At 68.7% G+C, this 22,956-nt stretch carries 26 protein-coding genes; 17 read left to right on the forward strand and 9 right to left on the reverse strand.

The features are described from left to right. The first annotated feature begins 29 nt into the window (after window positions 1–29). The 5 genes from ACY0MJ_RS08570 (at window position 30) to ACY0MJ_RS08590 (ending at window position 3,198) form a co-directional block, all read left to right on the forward strand. Window positions 30–449: a VOC family protein gene (locus ACY0MJ_RS08570; RefSeq protein WP_462637961.1), complete on the forward strand. Its 420-nt coding sequence runs from the start codon at window positions 30–32 to the stop codon at window positions 447–449. Window positions 450–529: 80 nt separating this feature from the next. Next, complete coding sequence (locus tag ACY0MJ_RS08575) at window positions 530–1,024, forward strand: hypothetical protein (protein ID WP_462637962.1); 495 nt, start codon at window positions 530–532, stop codon at window positions 1,022–1,024. A 2-nt stretch (window positions 1,025–1,026) separates the two neighbouring features. After that, window positions 1,027–1,704, forward strand: coding sequence for a Cap15 family cyclic dinucleotide receptor domain-containing protein (locus ACY0MJ_RS08580; protein ID WP_462637963.1), 678 nt, complete (start codon window positions 1,027–1,029; stop codon window positions 1,702–1,704). 86 nt (window positions 1,705–1,790) lie between these two features. Beyond that, window positions 1,791–2,189 (forward strand): cupin domain-containing protein, encoded by a 399-nt coding sequence (locus ACY0MJ_RS08585; protein ID WP_462637964.1) that lies wholly within the window; start codon window positions 1,791–1,793, stop codon window positions 2,187–2,189. A gap of 37 nt (window positions 2,190–2,226) precedes the next feature. Next, window positions 2,227–3,198: a Bug family tripartite tricarboxylate transporter substrate binding protein gene (locus ACY0MJ_RS08590; protein WP_462637965.1), complete on the forward strand. Its 972-nt coding sequence runs from the start codon at window positions 2,227–2,229 to the stop codon at window positions 3,196–3,198. A 3-nt stretch (window positions 3,199–3,201) separates the two neighbouring features. Here the strand turns inward: ACY0MJ_RS08590 and ACY0MJ_RS08595 are convergent, their stop codons facing one another. Together ACY0MJ_RS08595 and ACY0MJ_RS08600 are read right to left on the reverse strand one after the other, a co-directional pair. Then, the gene (locus ACY0MJ_RS08595) at window positions 3,202–5,430 is read right to left on the reverse strand and encodes a DUF6351 family protein (RefSeq protein WP_462637966.1); all 2,229 of its coding nucleotides are present in this window, start codon (window positions 5,428–5,430) and stop codon (window positions 3,202–3,204) included. A 113-nt stretch (window positions 5,431–5,543) separates the two neighbouring features. Next, entirely contained in the window at window positions 5,544–6,317 is a 774-nt protein-coding gene (locus ACY0MJ_RS08600) for an IclR family transcriptional regulator domain-containing protein (protein WP_462637967.1), read from the reverse strand. Between the two features lie 66 nt (window positions 6,318–6,383). Between ACY0MJ_RS08600 and ACY0MJ_RS08605 the strand changes: the two genes are divergently transcribed. The 3 genes from ACY0MJ_RS08605 to ACY0MJ_RS08615 are packed head-to-tail and all read left to right on the forward strand — an operon-like array spanning window position 6,384 to window position 9,109. Then, the gene (locus ACY0MJ_RS08605; protein ID WP_462637968.1) at window positions 6,384–7,634 is read left to right on the forward strand and encodes an aromatic ring-hydroxylating oxygenase subunit alpha; all 1,251 of its coding nucleotides are present in this window, start codon (window positions 6,384–6,386) and stop codon (window positions 7,632–7,634) included. A gap of 1 nt (window position 7,635) precedes the next feature. Beyond that, the gene (locus ACY0MJ_RS08610; RefSeq protein WP_462637969.1) at window positions 7,636–8,118 is read left to right on the forward strand and encodes an aromatic-ring-hydroxylating dioxygenase subunit beta; all 483 of its coding nucleotides are present in this window, start codon (window positions 7,636–7,638) and stop codon (window positions 8,116–8,118) included. A 22-nt stretch (window positions 8,119–8,140) separates the two neighbouring features. Beyond that, the gene (locus ACY0MJ_RS08615; RefSeq protein ID WP_462637970.1) at window positions 8,141–9,109 is read left to right on the forward strand and encodes a Bug family tripartite tricarboxylate transporter substrate binding protein; all 969 of its coding nucleotides are present in this window, start codon (window positions 8,141–8,143) and stop codon (window positions 9,107–9,109) included. Between the two features lie 195 nt (window positions 9,110–9,304). Here the strand turns inward: ACY0MJ_RS08615 and ACY0MJ_RS08620 are convergent, their stop codons facing one another. Continuing rightward, window positions 9,305–10,744, reverse strand: coding sequence for an NAD-dependent succinate-semialdehyde dehydrogenase (locus tag ACY0MJ_RS08620; protein ID WP_462637971.1), 1,440 nt, complete (start codon window positions 10,742–10,744; stop codon window positions 9,305–9,307). Window positions 10,745–10,834: 90 nt separating this feature from the next. Continuing rightward, window positions 10,835–11,185 carry a DUF4148 domain-containing protein gene (locus ACY0MJ_RS08625; protein WP_462637972.1) on the reverse strand — a complete coding sequence of 117 codons (351 nt, stop codon included), beginning with the start codon at window positions 11,183–11,185 and terminating at the stop codon, window positions 10,835–10,837. A gap of 151 nt (window positions 11,186–11,336) precedes the next feature. On the opposite strand from ACY0MJ_RS08625, the gene ACY0MJ_RS08630 reads away from it, so the two are divergent. The 6 genes from ACY0MJ_RS08630 (at window position 11,337) to ACY0MJ_RS08655 (ending at window position 16,543) form a co-directional block, all read left to right on the forward strand. Further along, entirely contained in the window at window positions 11,337–11,543 is a 207-nt protein-coding gene (locus ACY0MJ_RS08630) for a DUF6494 family protein (protein WP_462637973.1), read from the forward strand. A 79-nt stretch (window positions 11,544–11,622) separates the two neighbouring features. Next, complete coding sequence (gene dctP, locus ACY0MJ_RS08635; protein ID WP_462637974.1) at window positions 11,623–12,594, forward strand: TRAP transporter substrate-binding protein DctP; 972 nt, start codon at window positions 11,623–11,625, stop codon at window positions 12,592–12,594. Further along, window positions 12,591–13,121 (forward strand): TRAP transporter small permease, encoded by a 531-nt coding sequence (locus ACY0MJ_RS08640; RefSeq protein ID WP_462637975.1) that lies wholly within the window; start codon window positions 12,591–12,593, stop codon window positions 13,119–13,121. The genes dctP and ACY0MJ_RS08640 overlap by 4 nt, the downstream gene beginning before the upstream one ends. Before the next feature lie 13 nt (window positions 13,122–13,134). Next, window positions 13,135–14,454: a TRAP transporter large permease gene (locus ACY0MJ_RS08645; RefSeq protein WP_462637976.1), complete on the forward strand. Its 1,320-nt coding sequence runs from the start codon at window positions 13,135–13,137 to the stop codon at window positions 14,452–14,454. Between the two features lie 71 nt (window positions 14,455–14,525). Continuing rightward, entirely contained in the window at window positions 14,526–15,446 is a 921-nt protein-coding gene (locus ACY0MJ_RS08650) for a ketopantoate reductase family protein (protein ID WP_462637977.1), read from the forward strand. Further along, complete coding sequence (locus ACY0MJ_RS08655) at window positions 15,443–16,543, forward strand: enolase C-terminal domain-like protein (RefSeq protein ID WP_462637978.1); 1,101 nt, start codon at window positions 15,443–15,445, stop codon at window positions 16,541–16,543. Before ACY0MJ_RS08650 ends, ACY0MJ_RS08655 begins: the two co-directional genes overlap by 4 nt. A 16-nt stretch (window positions 16,544–16,559) precedes the next feature. Here ACY0MJ_RS08655 and ACY0MJ_RS08660 read toward each other — a convergent pair whose 3' ends face one another. Then, window positions 16,560–17,039, reverse strand: coding sequence for a hypothetical protein (locus tag ACY0MJ_RS08660; RefSeq protein WP_462637979.1), 480 nt, complete (start codon window positions 17,037–17,039; stop codon window positions 16,560–16,562). Between the two features lie 239 nt (window positions 17,040–17,278). Between ACY0MJ_RS08660 and ACY0MJ_RS08665 the strand changes: the two genes are divergently transcribed. Together ACY0MJ_RS08665 and ACY0MJ_RS08670 are read left to right on the forward strand one after the other, a co-directional pair. After that, the gene (locus ACY0MJ_RS08665; protein WP_462637980.1) at window positions 17,279–17,827 is read left to right on the forward strand and encodes a hypothetical protein; all 549 of its coding nucleotides are present in this window, start codon (window positions 17,279–17,281) and stop codon (window positions 17,825–17,827) included. A 120-nt stretch (window positions 17,828–17,947) separates the two neighbouring features. Beyond that, window positions 17,948–18,427, forward strand: a complete 480-nt coding sequence (locus ACY0MJ_RS08670) for a GNAT family N-acetyltransferase (protein ID WP_462637981.1) — start codon at window positions 17,948–17,950, stop codon at window positions 18,425–18,427. Window positions 18,428–18,527: 100 nt separating this feature from the next. Here the strand turns inward: ACY0MJ_RS08670 and ACY0MJ_RS08675 are convergent, their stop codons facing one another. Continuing rightward, window positions 18,528–19,670, reverse strand: a complete 1,143-nt coding sequence (locus ACY0MJ_RS08675; RefSeq protein WP_462637982.1) for an N-acetylmuramidase domain-containing protein — start codon at window positions 19,668–19,670, stop codon at window positions 18,528–18,530. Continuing rightward, complete coding sequence (locus tag ACY0MJ_RS08680) at window positions 19,600–20,535, reverse strand: hypothetical protein (protein ID WP_462637983.1); 936 nt, start codon at window positions 20,533–20,535, stop codon at window positions 19,600–19,602. Before ACY0MJ_RS08680 ends, ACY0MJ_RS08675 begins: the two co-directional genes overlap by 71 nt. 477 nt (window positions 20,536–21,012) lie before the next feature. Between ACY0MJ_RS08680 and ACY0MJ_RS08685 the strand changes: the two genes are divergently transcribed. Continuing rightward, a complete protein-coding gene (locus tag ACY0MJ_RS08685) occupies window positions 21,013–21,714 on the forward strand; it encodes a hypothetical protein (RefSeq protein WP_462637984.1) in 702 nt (233 codons plus the stop codon). A gap of 217 nt (window positions 21,715–21,931) precedes the next feature. Here the strand turns inward: ACY0MJ_RS08685 and ACY0MJ_RS08690 are convergent, their stop codons facing one another. Both ACY0MJ_RS08690 and ACY0MJ_RS08695 read right to left on the reverse strand, forming a co-directional pair. Next, window positions 21,932–22,348, reverse strand: a complete 417-nt coding sequence (locus tag ACY0MJ_RS08690) for a VOC family protein (protein WP_462637985.1) — start codon at window positions 22,346–22,348, stop codon at window positions 21,932–21,934. A gap of 8 nt (window positions 22,349–22,356) precedes the next feature. Continuing rightward, on the reverse strand, window positions 22,357–22,941 hold the full coding sequence (locus ACY0MJ_RS08695) for a DsbA family protein (RefSeq protein WP_462637986.1): 585 nt from the start codon (window positions 22,939–22,941) through the stop codon (window positions 22,357–22,359). Window positions 22,942–22,956: the final 15 nt, after the last annotated feature.

Consider the following 22,956-nt stretch of genomic DNA (forward strand, 5'->3'; position numbering starts at 1 on the left):
CCTGCGCCCGGCGGAGAGCCACACCACCCATGACCCCCCGCATCACCCTCCTCACCCTCGCCGTCGACGACCTCGAGCGCGCGGTGCGCTTCTATCGCGACGGGCTGGGGCTGCCCACGCCGGGCATCGTCGGCCAGCAGTTCGAGCACGGCGCCGTCGCCTTCTTCGACCTCGCGCACGGGCTGCGCCTGGCGCTGTGGCCGCGCGCCAGCCTGGCGCACGACACGGGCCTGCCGGTCGGGCCGCGCAGCGCCACCGAGTTCAGCGTGGCGCACAACGTGGCCACGCGCGCCGAGGTCGACGCGGTGCTGCGGCAGGCGCAGGACGCGGGCGCGACCCTCGTCAAGCCGGCGCAGGACACTTTCTATGGCGGCTACGCCGGCTACTTCCAGGATCCCGACGGGCATCTCTGGGAGGTCGCCTTCAATCCGGAGCTGCTGCCCGCGTAGCCGGCGGGCGTGTCGCATCCGCCACGCCGGCGCGCGTCGCGCGTCGGGCGTCCTCTAGACTCGCGGCAGGAGTCCCCGCCATGCGCCACCGCCGCCTCGCCCTTCTGCCCGCCATCCTGCTCGCCCAGGCGGCCGTCGCGCAGCCGGCCGCGCCCGTCACGTCCGAGGCGCGCGATGCCGCGAGCGCCTATGTCAGTACCGGCAATTTCATCGTCGGGCGCATCGGCCGCGAATGCCTGGCGCTGGTGGGGCGGCCCGAGACGCCGCAGGCCTTCGTGGCGAACTGGCAGCAGCGCAACGCCCTCTACGTGAAGGCCTCGGCCCGGTACATGGACGCGCGGGTGGCCGAGGCGGAGGCGAGCGGCGGCGCCGAGCGGCGCGAGGCCGTGCTGCGCGCGCTGCGCGCCGCGGTGCAGGGCGGCGGCGAAGCCGCCGTGCGGCAGCTGCTGCAGGGACGCAAGGAAGACAGCTGCATGCGCGCGATCACGCTGGTGGACGGCGGCGCGCTGGACATCTCGCCCAAGGTGCCGATCTACGCGCAGATCGAGGCGCTGGTGCGCTGGGCGGAGCAGTAGGCGTGTGGCGCGTCCTGCCCTTCCAGTGGCTGGTGGGCTATTTCCTGTTCGGCATCGCGCTGGTCTTCTTCCTCGTGTGGCGGCTGCAGGGCAAGCCCAAGTACTTCAAGGGCCCGGCCGGCAAGGGCCTGCTGCGCCTGTTCGGCACGCTCTGGACGACGGTCACGGTGTTCACCCTGGTCACGGTGCTCGCGGGCAAGTTCATGTGGACGCCCATGGCGCGCGTCGGCTGGTTCTCCGACCGCGTCTTCGCCGACCTCGCCGGTGACTGGGAAGGCAGCCTGCACTCCGCGGGCGGCACGCCCGGCGAGAAGGTCGATGTGCACATCGAGCAGGACTTCTTCGAGCTGGAGATCACCATCGTCGCCTCGGGCGCGCGCCGCAGCGACTCGCGCACGATCGCGGTGTGGCCGGAGCGCGAGGCGGGCTCGCGCAGGCAGCGGCTCTGGTACGTGTACGAGACCCGTCCGCGCGACGTGCCCCCGGGCGACGCGACGGTCTACCAGGGCGCCGGCTTCGTGGAGGTGCGCAAGGCGCGCGCGGGCCTGCAGCTGGAAGGGCTGTACTGGACCAACCGCAACTGGCAGCACGACGCGCAGACGGCGGGCCTGATCCGGCTGCGGCGCGCGCCGTCCACCCGCTCCGGTCCGCTGCTCGACTGGAGCGGCTTCCCCGCCTGAGGCGGCGCCGCGCTGCGGCGGAGCCGTCCTACACGGCGGCGCCGCCCGCGCTGGGAACATACCGGCAGTACAACGCGAGGTGAACGATGGCGCTGCCGCATGCACAACCGCTGGACGTGATCAACGTGTCGCCGCTGGGCGACCAGCTGCAGGGCACGGTCAGCACGAGCCTGATCAAGACCGACCGCCTCCAGCTGCTCCACCTGGTGCTGGCGGCGCACCAGGACCAGCCGCAGCACCACGTGGACGACGAATGCACGATCCACTGCCTGGAAGGCGAGGTGGAAGTGGTGATGGGCGGCGGCGTGCGCCAGCTGCGCCCGGGCAACCTGGTCGTGCTGCCGCCCAGGGAGCAGCACGCGCTGCGCGCGCGCACCGATTGCGCCGTGCTGGTCACGCTGCTGCTGCGTGGCGGCGACGCCGGCGACCAGGGCGGCGCCGGCCACACGCGCGCGCCCGGCAAGGACAGTCCGGCGCGGGCTTGAAGGGAGGCCTTACCATGCGCGGTCCAGGAGACCCCGCATGCCGAAAAAATCGCTGACCGCACTCGCCCTCGCCGCCTGCCTGCTCACGCCCGCCCTCGCGCCGGCGCAATCCGCCTGGCCCACCAAGGCCGTGCGCGTGCTGGTGGGCTCGCCGCCGGGCGGCCCTTCGGACATCACGACGCGCGTGTTCGCCGAGCAGCTGAGCCAGCGCGTCGGGCAGCCCGTGGTGGTGGAGAACCGTCCGGGCGCCGGCAACAGCCTCGCGGCCGGCATCGTCGCCAAGGCGGAGCCCGACGGCTACACGCTGGTCCTGAGCCCGGACACCGTGGTGACGGTGAACCCGCTGGTCTACACGAAACTCAGTTACGACCCGCGCGGCGACCTGGTGAACGTCTCGGTGCTCGCCGCCTTCACGCAGATGCTGGTGTGCAACGCCTCCAAGGGCACGCCCACCGTCGCCGCCCTGCTGGCCAAGGCCAAGTCCACGCCCATGACCTACGCGTCCGGCGGCCCCGGCGTGCCCGGGCACCTGGCGGCCGAGATGTTCCTGCAGACCGCCGGCGTGAGCATGCAGCACGTGCCCTACAAGGGGCCGTCGCCGGCGACGCAGGCCGTGCTGGCCGGCGAAGTCGATTGCGGGTTCCTCGCCACGCCCACGGTGCTGCCGCACGTCAAGGCCGGCAAGCTGCACGCGCTGGCCGTGTCCTCCGCCCAGCCCTCGCCGCTCGCGCCGGAAGTGCCCACGCTCGCGAAGGCCCTGAACCGGCCGGACCTGGACATCAGCTTCAAGCTGGTGCTGCAGGCGCCGAAGGGCACGCCGGCGGCGGTGCTCGCGCAGCTGGAACACGCGGCGATGGAGATCATGCGCAAGCCCGAGGTCCGCGCCCGCCTGCAGGCGACGGACCTCGTGGCGATCGGCAGCAGCAGCCAGGATGCCGAGGCGGCGATGAAGGCCGAGTCCGCGCGCTGGGAGCCGGTGGTGCGGCGGCTCGGCCTCAAGCTGCAGTAGCCGTCAGAACGACAGCCAGGTGCCCGCGAGCCCCTGCTGCTGGATGCCCGGCACGTCGTAGTTGCACACGCCGTCCGGGAAGATCGCGTTCAGGCGCGTCACCTGCGCCGGCGTGAACGGGACGTCGTAGTCGTCCATGTCCACGTTCTTCAGCGTGCACTTGATGACGTTGCCCGCGATGGGCGCGCCGGCGACGCCTCGCGGCGCCGGCGGCACCGGGTAGAGCGCGGCGCACTGCCCGCTGGTCCGCTGCTGCGTCTCGGCGATGAAGGTCGGCGTGGCGTCGCGCGTGTTGCAGCCTTCCTTCAGCGTGGCGGGCTTGTTGCGCACCACCTTCTCGTGCTGCGAGCCGGGGGCGTGGTCCGCCTGGATCGCGGCGATCCACTTGTCCATCTCGTCCAGCGCGTGCATCAGCAGCGGGCTGTCGCTGCTGTAGTAGCCGTAGCGGAAGTCCTCGACCAGCATCACCTGGTTGTCGGCGTCGCCGTTGGCCTCGATCAGCCGGTCGCGCATGGCGAAGGAGTGGAAGCGCAGGTGGATGTCGCCCGAGGCGCGGTCGTCCGTGTAGGCGCGGTAGTCGATGATGGGCAGGTCGCGCAGGCCGCCGCCGCCGCTGGTGATGCGGCCGGTGCGATAGGCCTGGCGCACGCCCGGGATCTTCGCCTGCGTGCGCGTCGCCTTGAACTTGGCATCCGTGGTGTAGCCGCCGATGCCGGCATTCAGGTCGAGGAACTGGTCGACGGTGATCGTGCCGGCGTTGAGCGCGGCCAGGCCGTACTGCACGCCGACGTTGTCCAGCGGGCGGTAGGCGAAGCCGGTGGCCGGGTCGCGTCCCACCAGGTTGATCGCGTGGTCGTAGACGTCGCAGCGCGCGCCGCCCGGGTTGCTCACCGGGTCGTAGCGCAGCCCCACCGGCAGGACGCTCGGGCAGTAGGTGCGCGTGCCGCCCAGCGTGCGCGTCGCCTGGTCGAGCGGGACGAATTCACCGGGGGCGATGCGCATCGCGCCGTTGTAGACCGTGTCGGTGTACATGGTCTCGACGTTCTGGATGCCCGCGACCTGCCGCTGCTGTTCGTCCGTGAAGGTTCCGGGCGCCGTGTGCAGGAAGTAGTTGCCCAGCAGGCGCATGTCGGTGATCGCGTAGACCGTGGCGAACATCACCTCGGGGAAGCTGCAGCCGGGCAGGATGCCGTCGAGCAGGCCGGGGTAGTTGTCGCCGATCTGGTGCTGCTGGTAGGAACCGCCCGAGCAGCCCCAGCCGATCGTGTAGCGCGGCTGGCCGTAGGTCTCGATGAAGCGCTCCTTCACCATCGACATGGTCTCGGCCGGCGTCACGTCCTGGCAGTTGTTGCCGAACACGTTGAGCGAGGACGAGGCGATGGCGTAGCCGCGCTTCAGGATGTTCACGTCGAGCACGCCGCCGGTGCTGCTGCCCTGCCGGTACCAGCCCGTGGTGCAGCCGCCGCCGAAGGTGTAGACGAGCTTGCCGTTCCAGCCGGAGGCGCGCCGCGTCGGCGAGGGCGTCGTGCCGGTGGCCGGGTTGTGCAGCACCGCCGTCTGGTAGATCGCGCGGTTGAGCGTGCCGGTTTCCAGGCGGACGATGAGGGGCACGTTGTTGCCGTCGATGGTGACCGTGGCCGCGTCGGCGGGCACCGCGGTCAGCGAAGGCATCGCCGCCCACGTGTCGGCCGTGGTGCGGTAGATGTAGTCCACGCGCGTCGCCACGGAACAGTTGGCATCCGTCGCCGCGCCGAGCGTCGGGCCGCCCGGGTAGAGCAGGAAGGTGTCGGTCTGGCAGATGTAGGGCGTTTCCCAGGGCCCGCTGAACATCGGGCCGGTGCGGGCGTGGTTCGTCACGCGCACCGTGGCCGCATCCCTGGCGCTGAGGACGCCGCCCTGCGTTTCGACGCGGATCTCGTTGTTGCCCTCGGCCAGTCCGCTGACGAGCACGACGGGCTTGCCGTCGTCCGGGTCGGTGGCGAAGTTCGCGGCGACAGGCGCGCCGTTGACGAGCACCTGCAGGTTGTCGGCCGAACCGCGGCCGTTCACCTTCAGCAGGGTGTCGCCTGCGCTGACCCATTCGGGCCGCGAGGACAGCACGGACAGCGACATCGATTCGCCGCCACCGCCCCCGCCCCCGCATGCGGAGAGCAGGCTCGCGATGGCCAGCAGGCCACCGCCGTACAGGGCGCGACGGGACACGCCCGTGCGACCGGATCCGAACATTCCCATGGTTGCCTCCTTGCGTCGTCTGCCGCAACGCGCTCTTGCAGGTTGGACTCGCGCGCGAAGCGGAGGGCCATTGTGATCAGCCCGCACGCGTTTGTGTGCGGCTTTGCAGAGCCTCAACTCGGCAGGAGCGCGACGTGCGTCTGGTTGCGTTGCAGCGCGGGGAGGAAGGCCTTCACCATCTCGCCGAGCGTCATGCGCTCGGCGCGCGTGGAGATCGACATCGCGGCGACCACGCGGCCGCCGGCGGCGAACACGGGCACGGCGATCGAGCGCACGCCGAGCTCGATCTCCTCGTCGCACACCGTGTAGCCGCGCTCGCGCGACGCGGCCAGCTCGCGCTGCAGTTCGCGCACGGAGGTGATGGTGCGCGGCGTGAAGCGCGCGAGCGGCGCGGCGCCGAGCAGCGCGCGCAGTTCGCGGTCCGTCCGGCCCCACACCAGCGCCCGGCCCGCGGCCGAGCAGTGCAGCGGCAGGCGCGAGCCAACGGCGAGGCCCACGCGCATGGTGCGGCGCGCGGTCGAACGCGCGGCGATCAGCACCTGGTCGCCGTGCAGCACGGCGAGCGAGGCCGACTCGCGGCTGCGTTCGCTCAGCGTGTCGAGCACCGGCTGGAACAGGCGCGGCAGCTGCGTCGAAGAGGCATAGGCATGGCTCACCCGCAGCGCGCCGTGGCCCATCCAGAACTGCTTGCCGTCGCTGCGCAGGTAGCCCAGTTCGCACAGGGTGAGCAGGCAGCGGCGCGCGGAGGCCGGGCTCAGGTCCACGGCGCGCGCGGCCTCGCTCACCGTCATGCGCGCATGCGCGGCGTCGAAGGCCTCCAGCAGGCGCAGGCCCTTGGCGAGGCCGGCGATGCGGTCCTTGTTGCGCGGGGCGGGGGCGGCGGCCATGGCCCGATTCTGCGCTATGCGCAAAGGGGCCTTGGCGGACGCGCCCGTCCCCGGCATGCTGCGGCGATGGACTGCCCTCCCTCTTCCGCGACCCACCGCCGCTGGCCGGACGGCGGCTTCACCAGCGCCCCCTACTGGGTGTACAGCGACCCGGAGGTCTACGCCCGCGAGCAGCAGGCGATCTTCCGCGGGCGCCACTGGCACTACCTCGGCCTGGAAGCCGAGGTGCCCGAGCCGGGCTCGTACAAGAACACCTACATCGGCGAAGCCAACGTGCTGCTCACGCGCGCCGAGGACGGCACGCTGCATGCCATGCTCAACCGATGCGCGCACCGCGGCAACATGGTGTGCCGCGAGGCCTTCGGCAAGGCGCAGAAGCTGCACTGCGTCTACCACTCCTGGAACTACAACCTGAAGGGCGACCTCACCTTCGTGGCCTTCCGCAACGGCCTGCGCGGCGAAGGTGGCCTGCCGAAGGACTTCGACCTGAAGGAGCACGGCCTGCAGAAGCTGCGCGTCGCCTCCATCGCCGGCGTGGTGTTCGCCACCTTCCACGCGGAGACGCCGCCGCTGGAGGAGTGGCTGGGCGAGGTCGGCGACGGCATCCGGCGCGTCTGCAGGAAGCCGCTGAAGGTGCTGGGCTACGACACGCAGCGCATCCACGCCAACTGGAAGGCGTACCACGAAAACCCGCGCGACTCGTACCACGCGAACATCCTGCACACCTTCTACGGCACCTTCGGGCTCTCGCGCCAGTCGCAGGAGTCGGGCATGGTGCTGGACCGCTCGGGCCGGCACGTCTACTTCTACACCAAGGCGGGAACGGAGAAGCCATCGAGCGACTACCAGGAGACCGCTTCCGCCCTGCGCTCGCACAACGAGGGGCTGCGGCTGGAGGATCCCTCCATCCTGAAGTGGCGCGACGAGTTCGGCGACGGCGTGAGCGTGCAGATCCTCACGACCTACCCGTCCTTCGTGCTGCACCAGATCGCCAACAGCCTGGCCACGCGCCAGCTGCTGCCCAAGGGGCCGGGGCAATGCGACCTGGTCTGGACCTACTTCGGCTTCGCGGACGACGACGCCGAGACGGAGCGCATGCGCCTCGCGCAGATGAACCTGGCGGGCTCCGCCGGCATGGTGTCGGTGGAGGACGCGGCGGTCTGCGAGATGATCAAGCGCGCGATCGGCGACGGGCAGGAAGGCGAGTCGTACATCCGGATGGGCGGCGCCGGGCTGGAAAGCGGCGGCAACAGCAAGCTCTCCGAGCGCGCGATCCGCAACTTCTGGCACGCCTACCGCCAGGACATGGAGATCTGAGATGGCGCTGCTGCACGAAACGCATTTCCGCGCCGTCGAGAGCCTCGTGTTCGAATGGGCACGCGCGATCGACGAGAACCGCGTCGAGGCCGTCTGCGAACTGATGGCGCCGGACGGCCGCTACACCGTCCAGTCCCGCTTCAACGCGGACCGCGGCCTGCCGCACGCGTTGATGGACGCGCGCTCGGCGGCGCAGCTGCGCGACCGCATCCAGTCCATGCGCATGGCCAACATCTACGAACCGCAGCACTACCGGCACCTCGTGTCCGGCGTGCAGATCGTCGGCGGCGAGCCGCACGCGCTGCAGGTGCGCTCGAACTTCCTGGTGGTGCGCACGCTGGACCTCGATGGCGACATGAAGGTCTTCGCCGCCGGACAATGCGAAGATGTGGTGGACGCGAGCGGCCCCGAACCGCTGTTCCGCGCCCGCCATTTCAAGCTGGACTCCCGCGTCGTCGAGACGCTGATGGTGATCCCGCTCTGAAACGAACAACAAAGGAGACGACATGATCCGCACTCTCTCCGCCGCCCTGCTCGCGGCCTGCACCCTGGCCGTCGCGCCGATGAGCGCGTCGGCCGCCGACTGGCCCAAGGGCCCGATCACCGTGGTCGTGCCGCTCGCGGCCGGCGACGGGGGCGACACCACCGCGCGCGCGATGGCCGAGGAGGTCTCCAAGGAACTGCAGGTGCCGGTGGTCATCTCCAACAAGCCGGGCGCGGGCGGCACGCTCGGCGTGCAGACGGCGATCGCCGCCAAGAAGGACGGCTACACGGTGCTGTTCACGCAGAACAGCCCGCTCACCATCCGCCGCGTGCTGGACCCGCTGACCGCGGCCTACGACCCGATGCGCGAGCTGACGCCGCTGGCGATCAGCACGCGCACGCCCTCGGTGCTGGTGGTGAACAGGAACGCGCCCTTCGACAGCTTCCAGGAGATGGTCGCCTACGCGAAGAAGAATCCCGGCAAGGTGCGCATCGGCAATGCCGGGCCGGGCTCCGCCGGCGACCTGAGCGTGCGGCTGCTGAACGCGGCGGCCGGCATCGAGACGACCTCGGTTCCCTATCGCGGCGCCGCCCCGGCCGTCACCGACGTGCTCGGCGGCCAGGTGGAAGGCGTGATCCTGGCGCTGGGCGCCGTGTCGTCGCACATGAAGGCGGGCACGCTGAAGGCGATCGCGATCTCGAGCCCCTTCCCGGAACTGCCCAAGGTGCCGACCCTCTCCAGCCTGGGCTATCGCCAGGACATCCTGGGCGTGTGGTTCGCGTGGATGCTGCCGGCCGGCACGCCGCCGGAAGTCGCGCAGGCGCTGGTGCCCGCGCTGGAAAAGGCCGCCCGCAACCCGGCCATCGCCGCGCGGCTGCTGCCGATCGGCATCGTCCAGGAATGGGAACCCGCCAGCCGCGTCGCCGCGGAAATCACGCGGGAGTACGACACGGTGGCGGAAGTGGCGAGCAAGCTCGCGCCGAAGAAGTGACAGGCTGAGACACCGGTGCCCCCGCCCCAACCCTCCCCCAGAGGGGGAGGGAGTCGCATGGCCCGGCTAGCCGCACAAGGGCCGCGCGGAATAACATGCAGCGCGGCCCCACTTGTGAAGAGGATCCGGCTTTGCCGGTCCTCTTCACACTGATCAAGCCACTTTGAAATCGCGCAGCGATTTCAAAGTGAAAACTCACACGTTCATGATCGCGACCGAGCGCGCGTTCAGGTAGGCCTCCAGCGACTCGGGGCCGCCTTCGGAGCCGTAGCCCGAGTCCTTGATGCCGCCGAAGGGCATTTCCGCGCTCGGCATCGCCGGCATGTTGATCCACAGCATGCCGACTTCCACGCGGCGCGTCAGCAGGTCCGCGTTCTTCAGCGACTTGGTGAACGCATAGCCGGCCAGCCCGAAGGACAGGCGGTTCGCTTCGGCGATCGCTTCCTCCAGCTTCGTGAAGCCGCGGATCGCGGCGACCGGCCCGAAGGGCTCGTCGTTGAACACCTTGGCTTCCAGCGGCACGTCGGCCAGCACGGTCGGTTCCCAGAAGTTGCCAGCGTCGCCGATGCGCTTGCCGCCCGTGAGCACCTGGGCGCCCTTCTTCACGGCGTCCTCGTGGATCTCGGCCATCGCCGTCAGGCGGCGCGGGTTGGCCAGCGGGCCCATCTGCGTGCCCTCGGCCAGGCCGTCGCCGACCTTCAGGCCCTGCGCGTACTTGGCCAGCGCCTGCGCGAAGTCGTTCTTCACGCTCTCGTGCACCAGGAAGCGCGTCGGGGAGATGCAGACCTGGCCGGCGTTGCGGAACTTCGCGGCGCCCGCGGCCTTGACGGCCAGCGCGATGTCGGCGTCCTCGCAGACGATCACCGGCGCGTGGCCGCCCAGTTCCATCGTCACGCGCTTCATGTGCTGGCCCGCCAGCGCGGCCAGCTGCTTGCCCACCGGCGTCGAGCCGGTGAAGGTGATCTTGCGGATCACGCGGTGCGGGATCAGGTAGCCGGAGATCTCGGCGGGGTTGCCGTACACCAGCTGCAGCACGCCGGCCGGGATGCCGGCGTCGGCGAAGGCCTTGATGAAGGCGGCGGGACCGGCGGGCGTCTCTTCCGCGGCCTTCACCAGCATCGAGCAGCCGGCAGCCAGCGCCGGGCCGACCTTGCGCACCACCTGGTTGATCGGGAAGTTCCAGGGCGTGAAGGCGGCCACGGGACCCACGGGATCCTTCACCACCATCTGGCGCAGCTCCGGCTTGCCGCGCGAGGGCACGAGGCGGCCGTACACGCGCAGGCCTTCGTCGGCGAACCATTCGATCAGGTCGGCGGCGGCCAGCGTCTCGCCCTTGGCTTCGGCCAGCGGCTTGCCCTGCTCCTGGGTCAGCAGCGGGGCGATCTCGCCCGCGCGCTCGCGGATCAGGCCGGCGGCCTTGCGCATGATCTTCGCGCGGTCGGCCGGCGGCATGTCGCGCCAGGTCTCGAAGCCCTTCTGCGCGGCCTCGAGCGCCTTGTCGAGGTCGGCCGTGCCGGCTTGCGCCACGCGGCCGATTTCCTTGCCGGTGGCGGGATTGAAGACGGCGAGCGAACGGCCGTCCGCGGCGTCCTGCCACTGGCCGTTGATGAAGAGCTGGGTGTTGGGGTAGGTCATGGCGGTCCCTTGTGCGGAGTGCAACCCGGGATTATGCGATGGCCCGGCGACCCCGGCGCCGGAGGGGGCGGGCGCCCCCTCCCCCTCGCCTCACCGCGCGTTCACGGCGATGGTGCTCGCCGGGATCGCGGTCGCGCGGGCCTGCATCAGGTACGCCGAGCCGCTGTCCTCGCCGCCGAAGGCGCGGACTTCGTTGCGCGCGGCCAGGTACTCGGCCACGACGGCTTGCCGCGTGGTGGCGCTGCGGAAGCCGCGCAGCGGGTTGTACTGGGTGGACCAGGGGTTCACGCCCGCCTGCTTGTACGCGGCCAGTTCGGCCTGCACCTGCGCGCGGGTCTGCGTGGACACGAAGGCGTCGTTCACGATGGTGGGCGTCTCGGCCAGGGCGTTGCCGGCGAAGGCGGCGAACACGAGGGCGGACAGGGCGATCTTGGCTTGCATGACAGGTTCCTTTCAGGGTGGTTTGCTTGTGCGGCCCGCTTCGTTCGCCGGCCGTGCATGCACTGTAGGAAGCGCGCCTTAGCGCCGCGTGAGCGTTCTCTTAGCTGGCGATGAGGGCTGGAGTAGCATGCGGCGCAAAGGAGAGAGCCCCATGGACGACGAAACCTTCAACATGAGCCTGCGCAAGTTCCTCAAGACCGTGGGCGTGCGCTCGCAGCAGGAGATCGAGCAGGCCGTGAGCCGGGCGCTGCAGGCGAAGGACATCGCGGGCACCGAGAGCTTCCCGGCGAAGATGACCCTGGACATCCCCGGCCTGAAGCTGAACGTGGTCTTCGACGGCGAAGTGAAGCTGCAGTAGCGCCCTTCTCCGCGTCTGCCTCGATTGACCGCCGCCGCGCCTTCGCTTAGGGTCGGCGCTTCCTGAAGGAGACACGGTCATGAAGATTGGCATGGTGGGCAAGGCGGCGGCGGTGCTGCTGGCGGCGGGCTGCGCGGCGAGCGCCGCGGCGCAGGAGACGACGCTGCGCCTGGTGAGCGCGTTCGCCGAGAACGGGATCTACGTGCAGCGCCTGCAGCCGTGGATCCAGAAGTTCAACGCCGAAGGCAAGGGCGTGCTGCAGATCAACTTCATCGGCGGCCCCAAGGCGATCCCGACCTTCGAGGTGGGAAACGCCGTGAAGACCGGCGTGGTGGACATGGCCCTGTCCACCGGCGCCTTCTACACCAACGTGATGCCGGAAGCCGACTTCCTGAAGCTCACGCGCATCCCGGTGGCGGAGCAGCGGAAGAACGGCGCGTTCGACGCCATCAACAAGGTGTGGAACGAGAAGGGCAACATGCAGTACCTGGCCCGGATGGTGGAGCACCAGCCCTTCCACATCTACACCAACAAGAAGGTCGACAAGCCCGACCTCACCGGCCAGAAGATCCGCATCACGCCCGTGTACCGCGAGTTCTTCCAGGCGCTCAACGCCAACGTGATCACCACGCCGCCCGGCGAGGTGTACACGGCGCTCGAGCGCGGCGTGGTCGACGGCTACGGCTGGCCCATCGGCGGCATCTTCGACCTGAACTGGCAGGAGAAGACCAAGTACCGCATCGACCCGGGCTTCTACGACGCCGAGGTCTCGCTGATCATGAACCTGCCCGCGTACAAGAAGCTCACGCCGGCGCAGCACGCCTACCTGCAGAAGCAGCTGCTGGCCCTGGAGGCGCAGAACGGCTTCTGGGACCAGTACGCCGCCGACGAGATGGCGCGCCAGCAGAAGGCCGGCATCCAGACGATCAAGTTCGACGCCGCCTCGTCCAAGGCCTTCGTCGACAAGGCCTACGACGTCGCCTGGGCCGCCGCCATGAAGCAGAGCCCCGACGTCGCCGCGCGCTTCAAGCCGCTGTTCTCGCCCAAGTGACGGGCAAGGTTTCGGAAGCCTACGGCAAGCTGCTGGCCGGCCTCGCGCTGGCCGGCAGCGCCATCCTGTTCGCCATGATGCTGCTGATCGTGGCGGACGTGCTGCTGCGCAACGTGCCCGTGCCCGGCCTGCCGCGCGGGCTGGCCTGGAGCAACGAGATCTCCGAGCTGATGCTCTACCTGCTGACGATGTGCGTGGCCCCCTGGCTGCTGCGCCAGGGCCAGCACATCCGCGTCGACATCCTGCTGCAGGCGATCCCGAAGCGCCTGGCCTGGAGCCTGGAGTGGGTGGGCGACACGATCGGCCTGGTGTGCTGCCTGTTCATGGCCTGGTACGGCACCAAGGCCGCGTGGGCGAGCTACGCGAGCGGCGCGCTGAACATCAAGACGCTGGTGACGCCCGAGTGGTGGTCGCTCGCGCCGCTGCCCATCGTGTTCGTGCTGCTCGCCATCGAGATGCTGTTCCGCATGGGCCGGCTGCACGCCGGCGAGCGCGGGCCGCGCCAGGACGCGGTGAGCGCAGCGTGATGCGGAGCCCTGCATGAGCGGATGGGTGATCGCCGCCTGGCTGATGCTGGGCGGGTCCACGGTGCTGCTGTTCATGGGCATCCCGGTGGCCCTGACCTTCATCACCGTGAACATCGTCGGCGCCTGGCTCTACATGGGCGACGAGGCGGGGCTGGCGCAGCTGGCCCGCAGCAGCGTGAGCTCGGTGACCGCGTTCTCGCTGACGCCCATCCCGCTGTTCGTGCTGATGGGCGAGATCCTGTTCCACACCGGCTTGGCGCTGAAGGTAATCGAGGGCATCGAGCGCCTGATCCGCCGCCTGCCGGGGCGGCTGGCCGTGGTCGCCGTCGTGGCCGGGACGGTGTTCTCCGCGATCTCCGGCTCCACCATCGCGACGACGGCGATGCTCGGCTCGCTGCTGCTGCCGGTGATGCTGGCCAAGGGCTACCACCCGACGCTCGCGACGGGCCCGATCATGGCGATCGGCGCGGTGGACATGCTGATCCCGCCTTCGGCGCTGACGGTGCTGCTGGGGTCGCTCTCCGGCATCTCGATCTCCAAGCTGCTGATCGGCGGCGTGCTCCCCGGCGTGCTGCTGTCCACCGCCTTCGTGCTGTGGATCGTGCTGCGCGTGCGCATCAGCCCGCACCTGGCGCCGGCGGCGGAGCAGCAGCCCACGTACACGGGCTGGGAGCGCTGGCGGCCGTTCTTCTTCTACGTGCTGCCGACGCTGTCGATCTTCGGCGTGGTGGTGGGCGCGCTGGCGGCCGGCTGGGCGACGCCCACGGAGTGCGCGGCGCTCGGCGCATTCGCCACGCTGGTGCTGGCGCTGGGCTACCGGGCGCTCAGCTTCGAGGCCCTGCTGCTGGCGCTGAAGGGCACGGCCGGCATCTCCGGGATGATCCTGTTCATCATCCTGGGCGCGACCACCTTCTCGCAGATCCTGTCGTTCTCGGGCGCCAGCAACGGCCTCGTGCAGATGATCACCGGCCAGGGCTGGTCCACCGGCGCGATCGTGATGGGCATGATGATGATGCTGATCTTCCTGGGCATCTTCGTGGACCAGGTCAGCATGATGATGATCACCCTGCCGATCTTCATGCCCATCGTGCAGGGCCTGGGCATCGACCCGGTGTGGTTCGGCGTGATGTTCCTGATCTGCATGCAGCTGGGCCTGCTGCTGCCGCCGCACGGGCTGCTGCTGATGACGATGCGGGGCGTCGCCCCGCCCTCGGTCACCATGGGCCACATCTTCCGGGCCGTCACGCCCTACGTCGTGATGAGCCTGCTGCTGCTGGCGGCAGTGTTCTGGCTGCCGGAGATCGCGACGGCGCTGCCGAAGCGCCTGGGCTGATCCCCCTGCCCCCCGCGGGGCCGGCGCCGCTCCCCAATAATGCGCGCAACCTGAACAAAGAAGGAGACAGCATGCGCATCGCGATCATGGGTTCCGGCGGCCTCGGCGGCTACTTCGGCGCGCGGCTCGCGCTGGGGGGCGCGGACGTGCGCTTCATCGCCCGCGGCAAGCACCTCGAGGCCATGCGCCGCGACGGCCTGCGCGTGGAAGGACCCGAGCCCCTGCACGTGAAGAAGGTCCAGGTGAGCGACCGGCCGGCGGACTTCGGCGTGGCCGACGTCGTGATGGTGGCCGTGAAACTGTGGGACACGCAGCAGGCGATCGAGCAGATCCGCCCCATGGTCGGACCGGAGACGGCCATCATCTCCTTCCAGAACGGCGTGCTGAAGGACCAGTACCTGCGCGCCGCGTTCGATGCGAAGCAGATCATGGGCGGCGTCGGCTACGTGGCCACCACCATCGACTCCCCCGGCGTGATCCGCCAGACCGGCCCGATGCAGCGGCTGATCTTCGGCGAGTTCGACGGCACGCGCTCCGCCCGCGGCGAGGCGCTGCTGGCGGCCTGCCTGGCCGGCGGCATCCAGGCCGAGTTCTCCCCGGACATCCTGCGCGAGATCTGGCAGAAGTACGTCTTCCTGGTCGGCCTGTCCGGCACGACCACGACCATCCGCAAGACCATCGGCCCGATCCGCTCCAACCCGCAGACGCGCGCCTTCCTGCTGGACGTGATGCGCGAGGTGGTGGCCGTGGGCCGCGCGCACGGCGTGGCGCTGCCGGAGGACTACGCCGAGGTGCGGCTGAAGCTCGCCGACGAAGTCTCGCCCGACATGACCTCCTCCATGCACCACGACCTGCAGCGCGGCAACCGGCTGGAGGTGCGCTGGCTGTCCGGCGGCGTCGTGGAGCTCGGCGCCGCCAAGGGCGTGGCCACGCCGCTCAACCGCGCCATCGCCGACATCCTGGCGCTGCACGCCGAAGGCGGTGCCGCGTGAGCGCGTCGCCCGCTGCCCTGCGCGTCCGCAGCGTGCAGTGCACGCCGGTGGAAGTGCCCCTGCGCTACGTGCTGGGCACCAGCGCCGCGACCGTGAAGGCCGCGCCCCTGCTGCTGGTGGACCTGCTCACCGAGGAAGGCGTGACCGGCCGCGCCTACGTGTTCGCCTACCGGCGCAGCGGCGCGAAGTCCATCGCGATGGTGCTGGAGGAAGCGGTGGAGCTGGTGCGCGGCGAAGCCGTCGCGCCGGTCGCCATCGCCGCGAAGCTGCAGCGCCGTTACGCGCTGCTGGGCGTGACGGGCGTCGTTCGCATGGCCTTGTCGGCGCTGGACATGGCGCTGTGGGATGCGCTCGCCATCGCCGCGGGCCGCCCCCTCACCACCCTGCTCGGTGGCACGCCGCGGCCGCTGCGCACCTACAACTCCTGCGGGCTGGGCCTCATGAGCCCGCAGGCCGCCGCCGACGAAGCCGAAGCCTTGCTGGAAGGCGGCATGCAGGCCGTCAAGCTGCGCCTGGGCTATCCCACGCTGGCCGAGGACCTGGAAGTGACGCGCGCCGTGCGCAAGCGCCTGCCCGATCGCGTGGAGGTGCTGGTGGACTACAACCAGGCGCTCTCGCGCGTGGATGCGCTCGAGCGCGGCCGCGCCCTCCAGTCCGAAGGCGTCGCCTGGCTGGAAGAGCCGATCCGCCACGACGACTACGCGGGCAACGCCCAGGTCGCGCGCGACCTGCACCTGCCCTTGCAGCTGGGCGAGAACTTCGACGGCCCCAAGGCGATGCTGCTGGCGCTGCAGGCCGAAGCCTGCGACCTGGTGATGCCGGACGTCGCGCGCATCGGTGGCGTCAGCGGCTGGATGCAGGCCGCCGGCATCGCCGAGGCGCACGGCATTCCCATGAGCTCGCACCTGATGCCCGAGGTCAGCGCGCACCTGCTGGCGGCCACGCCGACCTGCCACTGGCTGGAATACGTGGACTGGACCGACGCGATCGCGGCCGAGCCGGTGAAGATCGTCGACGGCTGCTGGCCGGTGAACGAGACGCCCGGCACGGGCCTGGCCTGGGACGCGGAGAAGGTCGCGCGCTGCCGGATCGCGTGAAGCGCCGGCCTGCCGCTCAGTAGGACATCGCGGAGATCTGCAGCGGCCAGGCGTGCGTGCCCGGGCGCGCGTCCGGCGACAGCGCGAAGCGCACGCGCAGCTGCAGCTGCTCCTGCCACATGCCCCGGCCGGCGGCGGGCCGCGACACGGAGGTTTCGGACTGCGCCACCACCAGCGCGTCCTGCAGGCCCTGCACCACCGCTTCGCGCACCGCCTCGCCGTGGTGTTGCAGGACTAGCGTGTAGCCCTCCGGCACGTTGCTCTGCACGGTCAGTTGCACCGGCGCCCCGACTTCCACGTAGCCGCGCGCGACGTCGCTCTCGGAGATGGTGAGCGAAGCCGGCGCCGCGACGTGCACGCTGGCGAAGCGCTTCACCGTGGCACGGACGGTCAGGGAGGTGGAGGCGCCCGGGCCGCCCGCGTTGGCGTTGCCCGCCAGCAGCGTCGCCAGCAGCAGCATCGCCGCCCCTGCCCATCGCGCTCCGAACCCGTTCATGCCAGCCCTCCAGTGAATGCCTTGACGATAAGGACGGCAGCGGCAGCGGGCCTAGGTCATCGGCACGGGAGACCTTAGGCAAGCTGCTTACGCGGGCGCCAGCGGCGATCGAGCCCGGCCGCAGATGTAACGTCGCGGGGCGGGGATGCGTGGATTGCAGCCCCGCTCCTGCGGCAATCGACCTAAGCACCCTCCGCGGGCCCGTGGTGTCATTCGGGTCTCGTCGGAGGACATGGCAGATGCGCAGGTTCAAGCAGTGGCTCGGCTCGATCGGGGAGTGGAACAACTCCCAGTGGGCCCTACCCGAAGTCGATCGCGACACCGAGCTCTCGGTGCAGCGCTGGACCGTCGTGGCCGGCGGGCTCGCGCTCGTCCTGTCGCGCCTCGCGCCATTCGAACGCTCGGCCCGCTTCGCGCGCACCCAGCAGGCCTACACGCTGATCCGCCGCCGCCTGCGCCAGACGCTCCCGGTGGACGCGAGCGCGGAGCTGCTGAGCGAGGTGATGCATGAAGTCGCCGAGGTCTGCGACCCGGTGACGCGCCGCAACCTGCGCGCCTGCTTCCGCGCCAGTGTGGGCGGCACGTCCCCCGACGCGCTGGCGGACACCAGCGAGATGTCGTCGTCGATGCAGAGCCTGGGCAGTTCCTCCGGCCGCCGCAGCACCGGCACGAGCCGCATCGACAACGCACCCACGAGCATCAACACGGAAATGCTGCAGGAGCGCGCGAAGGCGCTGCGCGAAACCATCGCCGCCGCGCGCAGCACCGGCTTCGCCGACCTCAGCTGACCCCCCATTCCCCCACTCCCTCTCCCGCTCGCGGGAGAGGGCCGGGGTGAGGGCAATGGAGGTCGCCGGGTAAGGACTCAGTCCGCTAAAGTCCCCGCACCCCCTCCAGGAGCCCACCCCATGCAGTGGCAAACCTCTGCCGAGAAATTGGACTGGCAGGAACTGTCCGCCCTCTACCAAGCCGCCGGCATAGGCCCCAAGTCCCCGACCGACCTCGCCACCGCCTTCGGCAACAGCCGCTTCTGCGTGTTCGTCATTGACGAGGAAAAGCTGATCGGCGCGGGCCGCGTGCTGGCCGACGGCGTCGACTGCGCGTACGTCTGCGACGTGGCCGTCCTGCCCGCGTACCACGGCCAAGGATTGGGCGCGGCCATCATGCAGCGACTCGTCGATTCCTCGAAGGGCCACCGGAAGATCATCCTCTATGCCGTGCCGGGGAAGGAGCGGTTCTACGAGCGCTTCGGGTTCAGGAGGATGAGGACGGCGATGGCGATCTTTCGGGACCAGCGGGGGCGGTGGAGCGCGGGGTGGTTTGGGATATTGGTCCGGAGTAGACATCTGCGATCGCTGAACCCGACCGAGAAATGCGGCCCTGGGTGAGCGGCCCTACTCTCTAGCGCGCATCAGACCGATCACCTCGGAAATCGTATTGAACGCGCTCTCAGCGTTCGCCACCAAATGAGAGGGGGTCAGCAGCGCGCTAGTCCCATCCGGCCCGCACGCGCAGCTGCGCCATGGTCTCATCAGTGAGGCGTCCATCGGGTTCCAGCCCCTCGCCGCGCTGGAACGCCCTCAGGGCATCCGCCGTGTACTTACCGTAAACGCCGTCGACCGACCCTTCCATTGCATGCCCCAGCAAGACCAACGCAATTTGTGCCTGCCGCATACCGATGTCCGGCACGCCGTGAGCCTGGAAGTAGGTGTACCAGTGCTCCAGCTTCCGGTCATACTGCTTGTACGCCTTGCCGTTGTAGGCCTTCGCCACCCCCACCCAATCCTGCTTGCGCATTGCAGCCGGCAGGTCCTTGCGGGCCATAAACGTCGCCATAGCGTCTAATTGCTTATCTTCGGATTCGCACGTGGAGGCGACCAAGTCTTCCACATCAGTAAACCCTGCGGGCTTTGAATTGAAGCCCATCACCTGCCCCAGCCCCCAAGAGGTGCTCTCAAGGGCAGCGCGACGATCCAAGTCCATTGCCAGCGAGAGACGGTAGTACTCGGAGGCCCCTCCTGCATAACCGCCGGGGTCCGGATTACTGATGCCGGGAACCTGCGCATCGAAGCGGCCCTCCGTCAGGCGACTGAAAACATGTCGCTCGTACATAATTTTCGGTCGCCGGTCCCTCAGGAAACCACAGCCGCTCGTCTCCACCTTTACCACCGCCCACATCGCCTCGGCCGGCACATCCAGTTCCTCCAATCGGGCGTTGAAGACCCCAGCCGACAGGGGGAGCGCTTTGCCTGCGAACAAGAGAGGCAGCGCTCCGCCTGCCGGGAGCTCCATGACAGCCGGAGGTGCTGCAGCCACTTGTCCGGCAACAGCCGCACCGTTAAACGCTGCCGCCGCAGCAGTATTGCCGGAGGCCAGAACAGGCACGGCCCCTGCCAATGCGGCCGCGCCCTCACCCAGAAAGGGATCTTCGTAACGGAGCAGGCAAAAGCCCGGACGGCCTGGGATGGCTTCGCAACCGAGCACATGAAAGTGCTTGAGCCGTAGCGAATCTGCCCGCAAATCACAATCCCCGCATGGGATAGCCAATTCAAAGGGCATTTCAACCTCGAAGATTACATACAGCGGCCCGATGGCCCAGGAGCAAGCCGGTGTAAACAGCGGAGTCGGCATTGAGCACCGTTAGCTGCCGGGTATAGAGCATCCTTGCGCGATCCGGCGGGCCTGACTGAAGCGCGCTGTTAAGCGGATCGGAGAACAGTTGAAGGGTCTTCGCATTGGCCCAAACTGCGCCCAGCTTATCGTCGCTCAGCTCTGCAAGACAGGCCAACGTGTCCATCACGGTCGCCGCCTGCAGGCTTTCGTCGCGACGGTACCGCGTAAGGGAATCTTCCGCCGTCTGCCTGAACTGCGCAAGCACCTCTGGATACGCCGCCACACTGTCGGCGGCTGCGCCGGTGGCGAAGTACTGGTGCACCCCGAAGGTGGTTCCGGTGGGTGTCTTCACCGCGTAGTCCGTATCCAGCGAAGCAATCACAGAAGGAAACGTATACACGGTCGTCCCATTCGAAGGGGTGGCCGTGATCGGGATGACCGACACTTCCTTGCGTTTGAACCCAAATGTGACCCCCTCAATGCCGGTTGCGTCGAAGCTGACGCGCAGTCCTAGTACCGTTCCAGTGCCGAAAAATACCGACTTGCTAGCGGAGGCCCCGGCGCGCGGCACGCTGGCCACCGTGCGCGTTTGCGCGGCGACTGTGGTTGCGGCGGTACCCGTCGCATAAACCTGCTTGATGTTGCGATCAAAAATGCCTCCGTTGGTGAAGAAGCTGCCAGCCACCGGCGGCAGCGTCCCGTCTGCGAAGCGAGGACCGAAAAACCCTTCGCGGCGGTCGTAGGCGAGCGCGGCAGAGGGCGGCGTGTTGTCGAAATCAACGCCGATCGATGTCTTCGTGACGAAGACGACCGCGTCCTGCGGCGTGCTGCAACCCGCGAGGGCAGCAATGAGCAGCGCGGCGAAGGGGGACGGATGGGTCATGGCTTCAACCTCGCTGGGGCAGGGCGCGAGGGAAAGAGAACGCCGGCGGGGCAACTGTCGGCTCGAACGAGCGTCAGCGATGTTTCGTTGAATCCAAGTGAAAGTGCGGTAGCGACGTCCTGCGTGAAGAGTAAGCCCACCGAACGCGTCCGTAGGGTTTCGGCCGACGCGGGCATCGCGGGAAAGGTCAGATGCACGAATCCCGCGATATGGCGCCGCCCTGTTTCGCGGTCCACGTAAGCGTGAGCGCAGCCGCTGAGAACGATCGCGGCGAGGATCTCATTGATGACAAGAGCAGCGCTGTTGGGCGAACGATGCATATCACTCGGAATGTTGGAGGACCGACCCCGCACGCAGGCGGCAGGATAGCGACGGTTCACTCCGAAATGCATCCTCCGATCGGTGGAGCAGCATCGTTGCATGACGCCATGCCCGGAGACCACACTTCTGACCCACGCTAGGATGCAGGGAGGGTTGATGCCTAGTGACGCGGCGGTCGGCGGGTTCGTCGATGTATTCAAAGTAGCTGTCCAGAGCCAACTGGGTGTTTTCGCGCTGCTTGCAGTCGGGCTGGGGCTTCTCGCCTGGCATTTTTTTCGGGCGGGGCATGAAGCTGTAAGAGTGCTGGTGTTCTTTCTCCTGTTCGGCGGCGTCTGTACGTTCGGCTACGCGCTAATTTCCGCGTCCAGGCGAACGGAGAGTGACCCAAGGGAAGCACTCGAACGCAAGGCCGCGGAAGAGACCGTCAGTCGCACGGTGGCGGCCGAGCGCGCCAGGAAAGTGACGACCTGCATACAAGCCGGCGTGGCTCGACTAGTGGACAGGCAAGAGCGCACGCTGCAGAACTCGGTCCGCTGCGAGGGAGGGGGCATTTCGGGACGGGGCGATGCTAAAAGCAGCGCAATCGAATTTGACGCACCACCTGGCTATTCGGTGGTGGGCACGCCAGAGATCTTCGACAAGGAGATCAGTCGGGGAGAGGTTGGGCGCATCAAGTACGTCCGCTCCGGCGAGCGGGTGACCGGCGTGAGGGTCGCTCTCACATGCAAGTCGCCCGATCAGTTTACAGGACCTGGTGGATGGGCAAGTGCGCGACTCCGCGTGACGATCGAACGTGTTGTGCAGGACAGCGACCGTGAGCGGCTTCGCAACGAGTGCGAAGCATCATTGCCGGCCTAGGCACCGTCATGGCGCCCAAGGCAGCGTAGCCATCCAGCTCCGCTGGCAGCGCTGCAAGGGTGAGATGCCTTACCCCAAAGTGTCCATTGGTCTCCGACTTTTCATCCACCAGTCTCTGGCTCGACAAAGGCTATCGCCACAGTCGCTTGCCGGTCCGTCCGCATCTCAACGTGGGTGTCGACTTTCGGCGAAGAGCGGTAGCTCAGTGCTCACCGGCTCACGCCACAGATAACAGAATCTCGTCGTACCCGCGCCCTTTAAATTCGAGCAAATCGATCCCATGCCCAAACGGATCGCCCAAACTCGCCATCCTCCCCCACCGCCTCTCCGCAATCGGCCGCTCCAGCTTCGCCCCCAACCCCACCAGGCGCTGCGCGACGTCCTCGATCCCTGCCACGACGAAATCCAGATGCACCGGCGTCCAGTGCCGCCCGTAATCCCGCCGCTGCGGCCGCCCGGGCCCGAGGGGCTCCGAGCCGGGCGCGTTCGCCAGCAGGTCGATCGGACTCGAGCCGCCAAGCAGTTCCGCCCAATCCTCACCGAGCCGCCTTCCGAGCCGCAGCCCCAAGCCCTGCGTATAGAACGCGATCCCGCGCTCCAGGTCGTCCACGTCGATGCAGATACGGATGTCCACGACGGGATTCAACTCGCGTTGCGCGACCAGTCCAGCGCCGCTTCCAGGCGGTCATCCCCCCAGAAGATTTCTCCGTCCACGACAAAGGTCGGGGAACCGAAGATTCCCAGCTTTCGGGCCACGTCGGTTTCGGCGGACAGTTGCTCCGCGGTCTGCGGCGAATCGGCGCGCGCGAGCAACTCCCCTGCGTCCTTGTCCAGCGTGGTCAGCACGTGCCGAAGGACCTGGGGGTCACCGGGTTCCTTGTGCTCGATGAACCACTGGTGATAGAGGCCCTTGGCGAACTGCGGGCACCAACCTTCCTGCGCCGCCAGAACGGCGACGCGATGCGCCAGGCGATCGGCATCCACCGGGTAAGGCGGGATTCCCGCAAACGGGATGCCATGCTGTGCCGCCCGGCGCTCCAGGTCGCGCCACATGTACTGCATCTTCACCGGCTTCCCGACAAAGGGGCGGTTGTTCTGCTCGCGCGTGATTTCACCGAGATTGAACGGCCGCCAACGGACTTCCACCCCCGCAGCACCGGCCACCTTCTCGATGCGCATCACCGACAGGTACGTGTAGGTACTGGCACATGAAAAGAAGAAGTCCATGGCAGCTCCTCTGGG

The sequence above is a fragment of the Ramlibacter sp. bp-362 genome (assembly GCF_054956735.1).

Bases quoted from the DNA above. Each gene is read 5' to 3' on its own strand.
- ACY0MJ_RS08625 (WP_462637972.1), bottom strand. From the start codon at position 11,185: ATGCAAGCCAAGATCGCCCTGTCCGCCCTCGTGTTCGCCGCCTTCGCC.
- ACY0MJ_RS08570 (WP_462637961.1), top strand. From the start codon at position 30: ATGACCCCCCGCATCACCCTCCTCACCCTCGCCGTCGACGACCTCGAG.
- ACY0MJ_RS08575 (WP_462637962.1), top strand. From the start codon at position 530: ATGCGCCACCGCCGCCTCGCCCTTCTGCCCGCCATCCTGCTCGCCCAG.
- ACY0MJ_RS08670 (WP_462637981.1), top strand. From the start codon at position 17,948: ATGCAGTGGCAAACCTCTGCCGAGAAATTGGACTGGCAGGAACTGTCC.
- ACY0MJ_RS08620 (WP_462637971.1), bottom strand. From the start codon at position 10,744: ATGACCTACCCCAACACCCAGCTCTTCATCAACGGCCAGTGGCAGGAC.
- ACY0MJ_RS08610 (WP_462637969.1), top strand. From the start codon at position 7,636: ATGGCGCTGCTGCACGAAACGCATTTCCGCGCCGTCGAGAGCCTCGTG.
- ACY0MJ_RS08645 (WP_462637976.1), top strand. From the start codon at position 13,135: ATGAGCGGATGGGTGATCGCCGCCTGGCTGATGCTGGGCGGGTCCACG.
- ACY0MJ_RS08630 (WP_462637973.1), top strand. From the start codon at position 11,337: ATGGACGACGAAACCTTCAACATGAGCCTGCGCAAGTTCCTCAAGACC.
- ACY0MJ_RS08585 (WP_462637964.1), top strand. From the start codon at position 1,791: ATGGCGCTGCCGCATGCACAACCGCTGGACGTGATCAACGTGTCGCCG.
- ACY0MJ_RS08675 (WP_462637982.1), bottom strand. From the start codon at position 19,670: ATGCCGACTCCGCTGTTTACACCGGCTTGCTCCTGGGCCATCGGGCCG.
- ACY0MJ_RS08680 (WP_462637983.1), bottom strand. From the start codon at position 20,535: ATGACCCATCCGTCCCCCTTCGCCGCGCTGCTCATTGCTGCCCTCGCG.
- ACY0MJ_RS08595 (WP_462637966.1), bottom strand. From the start codon at position 5,430: ATGGGAATGTTCGGATCCGGTCGCACGGGCGTGTCCCGTCGCGCCCTG.
- ACY0MJ_RS08660 (WP_462637979.1), bottom strand. From the start codon at position 17,039: ATGAACGGGTTCGGAGCGCGATGGGCAGGGGCGGCGATGCTGCTGCTG.
- dctP (WP_462637974.1), top strand. From the start codon at position 11,623: ATGAAGATTGGCATGGTGGGCAAGGCGGCGGCGGTGCTGCTGGCGGCG.
- ACY0MJ_RS08590 (WP_462637965.1), top strand. From the start codon at position 2,227: ATGCCGAAAAAATCGCTGACCGCACTCGCCCTCGCCGCCTGCCTGCTC.
- ACY0MJ_RS08615 (WP_462637970.1), top strand. From the start codon at position 8,141: ATGATCCGCACTCTCTCCGCCGCCCTGCTCGCGGCCTGCACCCTGGCC.
- ACY0MJ_RS08605 (WP_462637968.1), top strand. From the start codon at position 6,384: ATGGACTGCCCTCCCTCTTCCGCGACCCACCGCCGCTGGCCGGACGGC.
- ACY0MJ_RS08695 (WP_462637986.1), bottom strand. From the start codon at position 22,941: ATGGACTTCTTCTTTTCATGTGCCAGTACCTACACGTACCTGTCGGTG.
- ACY0MJ_RS08600 (WP_462637967.1), bottom strand. From the start codon at position 6,317: ATGGCCGCCGCCCCCGCCCCGCGCAACAAGGACCGCATCGCCGGCCTC.
- ACY0MJ_RS08650 (WP_462637977.1), top strand. From the start codon at position 14,526: ATGCGCATCGCGATCATGGGTTCCGGCGGCCTCGGCGGCTACTTCGGC.
- ACY0MJ_RS08685 (WP_462637984.1), top strand. From the start codon at position 21,013: ATGCCTAGTGACGCGGCGGTCGGCGGGTTCGTCGATGTATTCAAAGTA.
- ACY0MJ_RS08665 (WP_462637980.1), top strand. From the start codon at position 17,279: ATGCGCAGGTTCAAGCAGTGGCTCGGCTCGATCGGGGAGTGGAACAAC.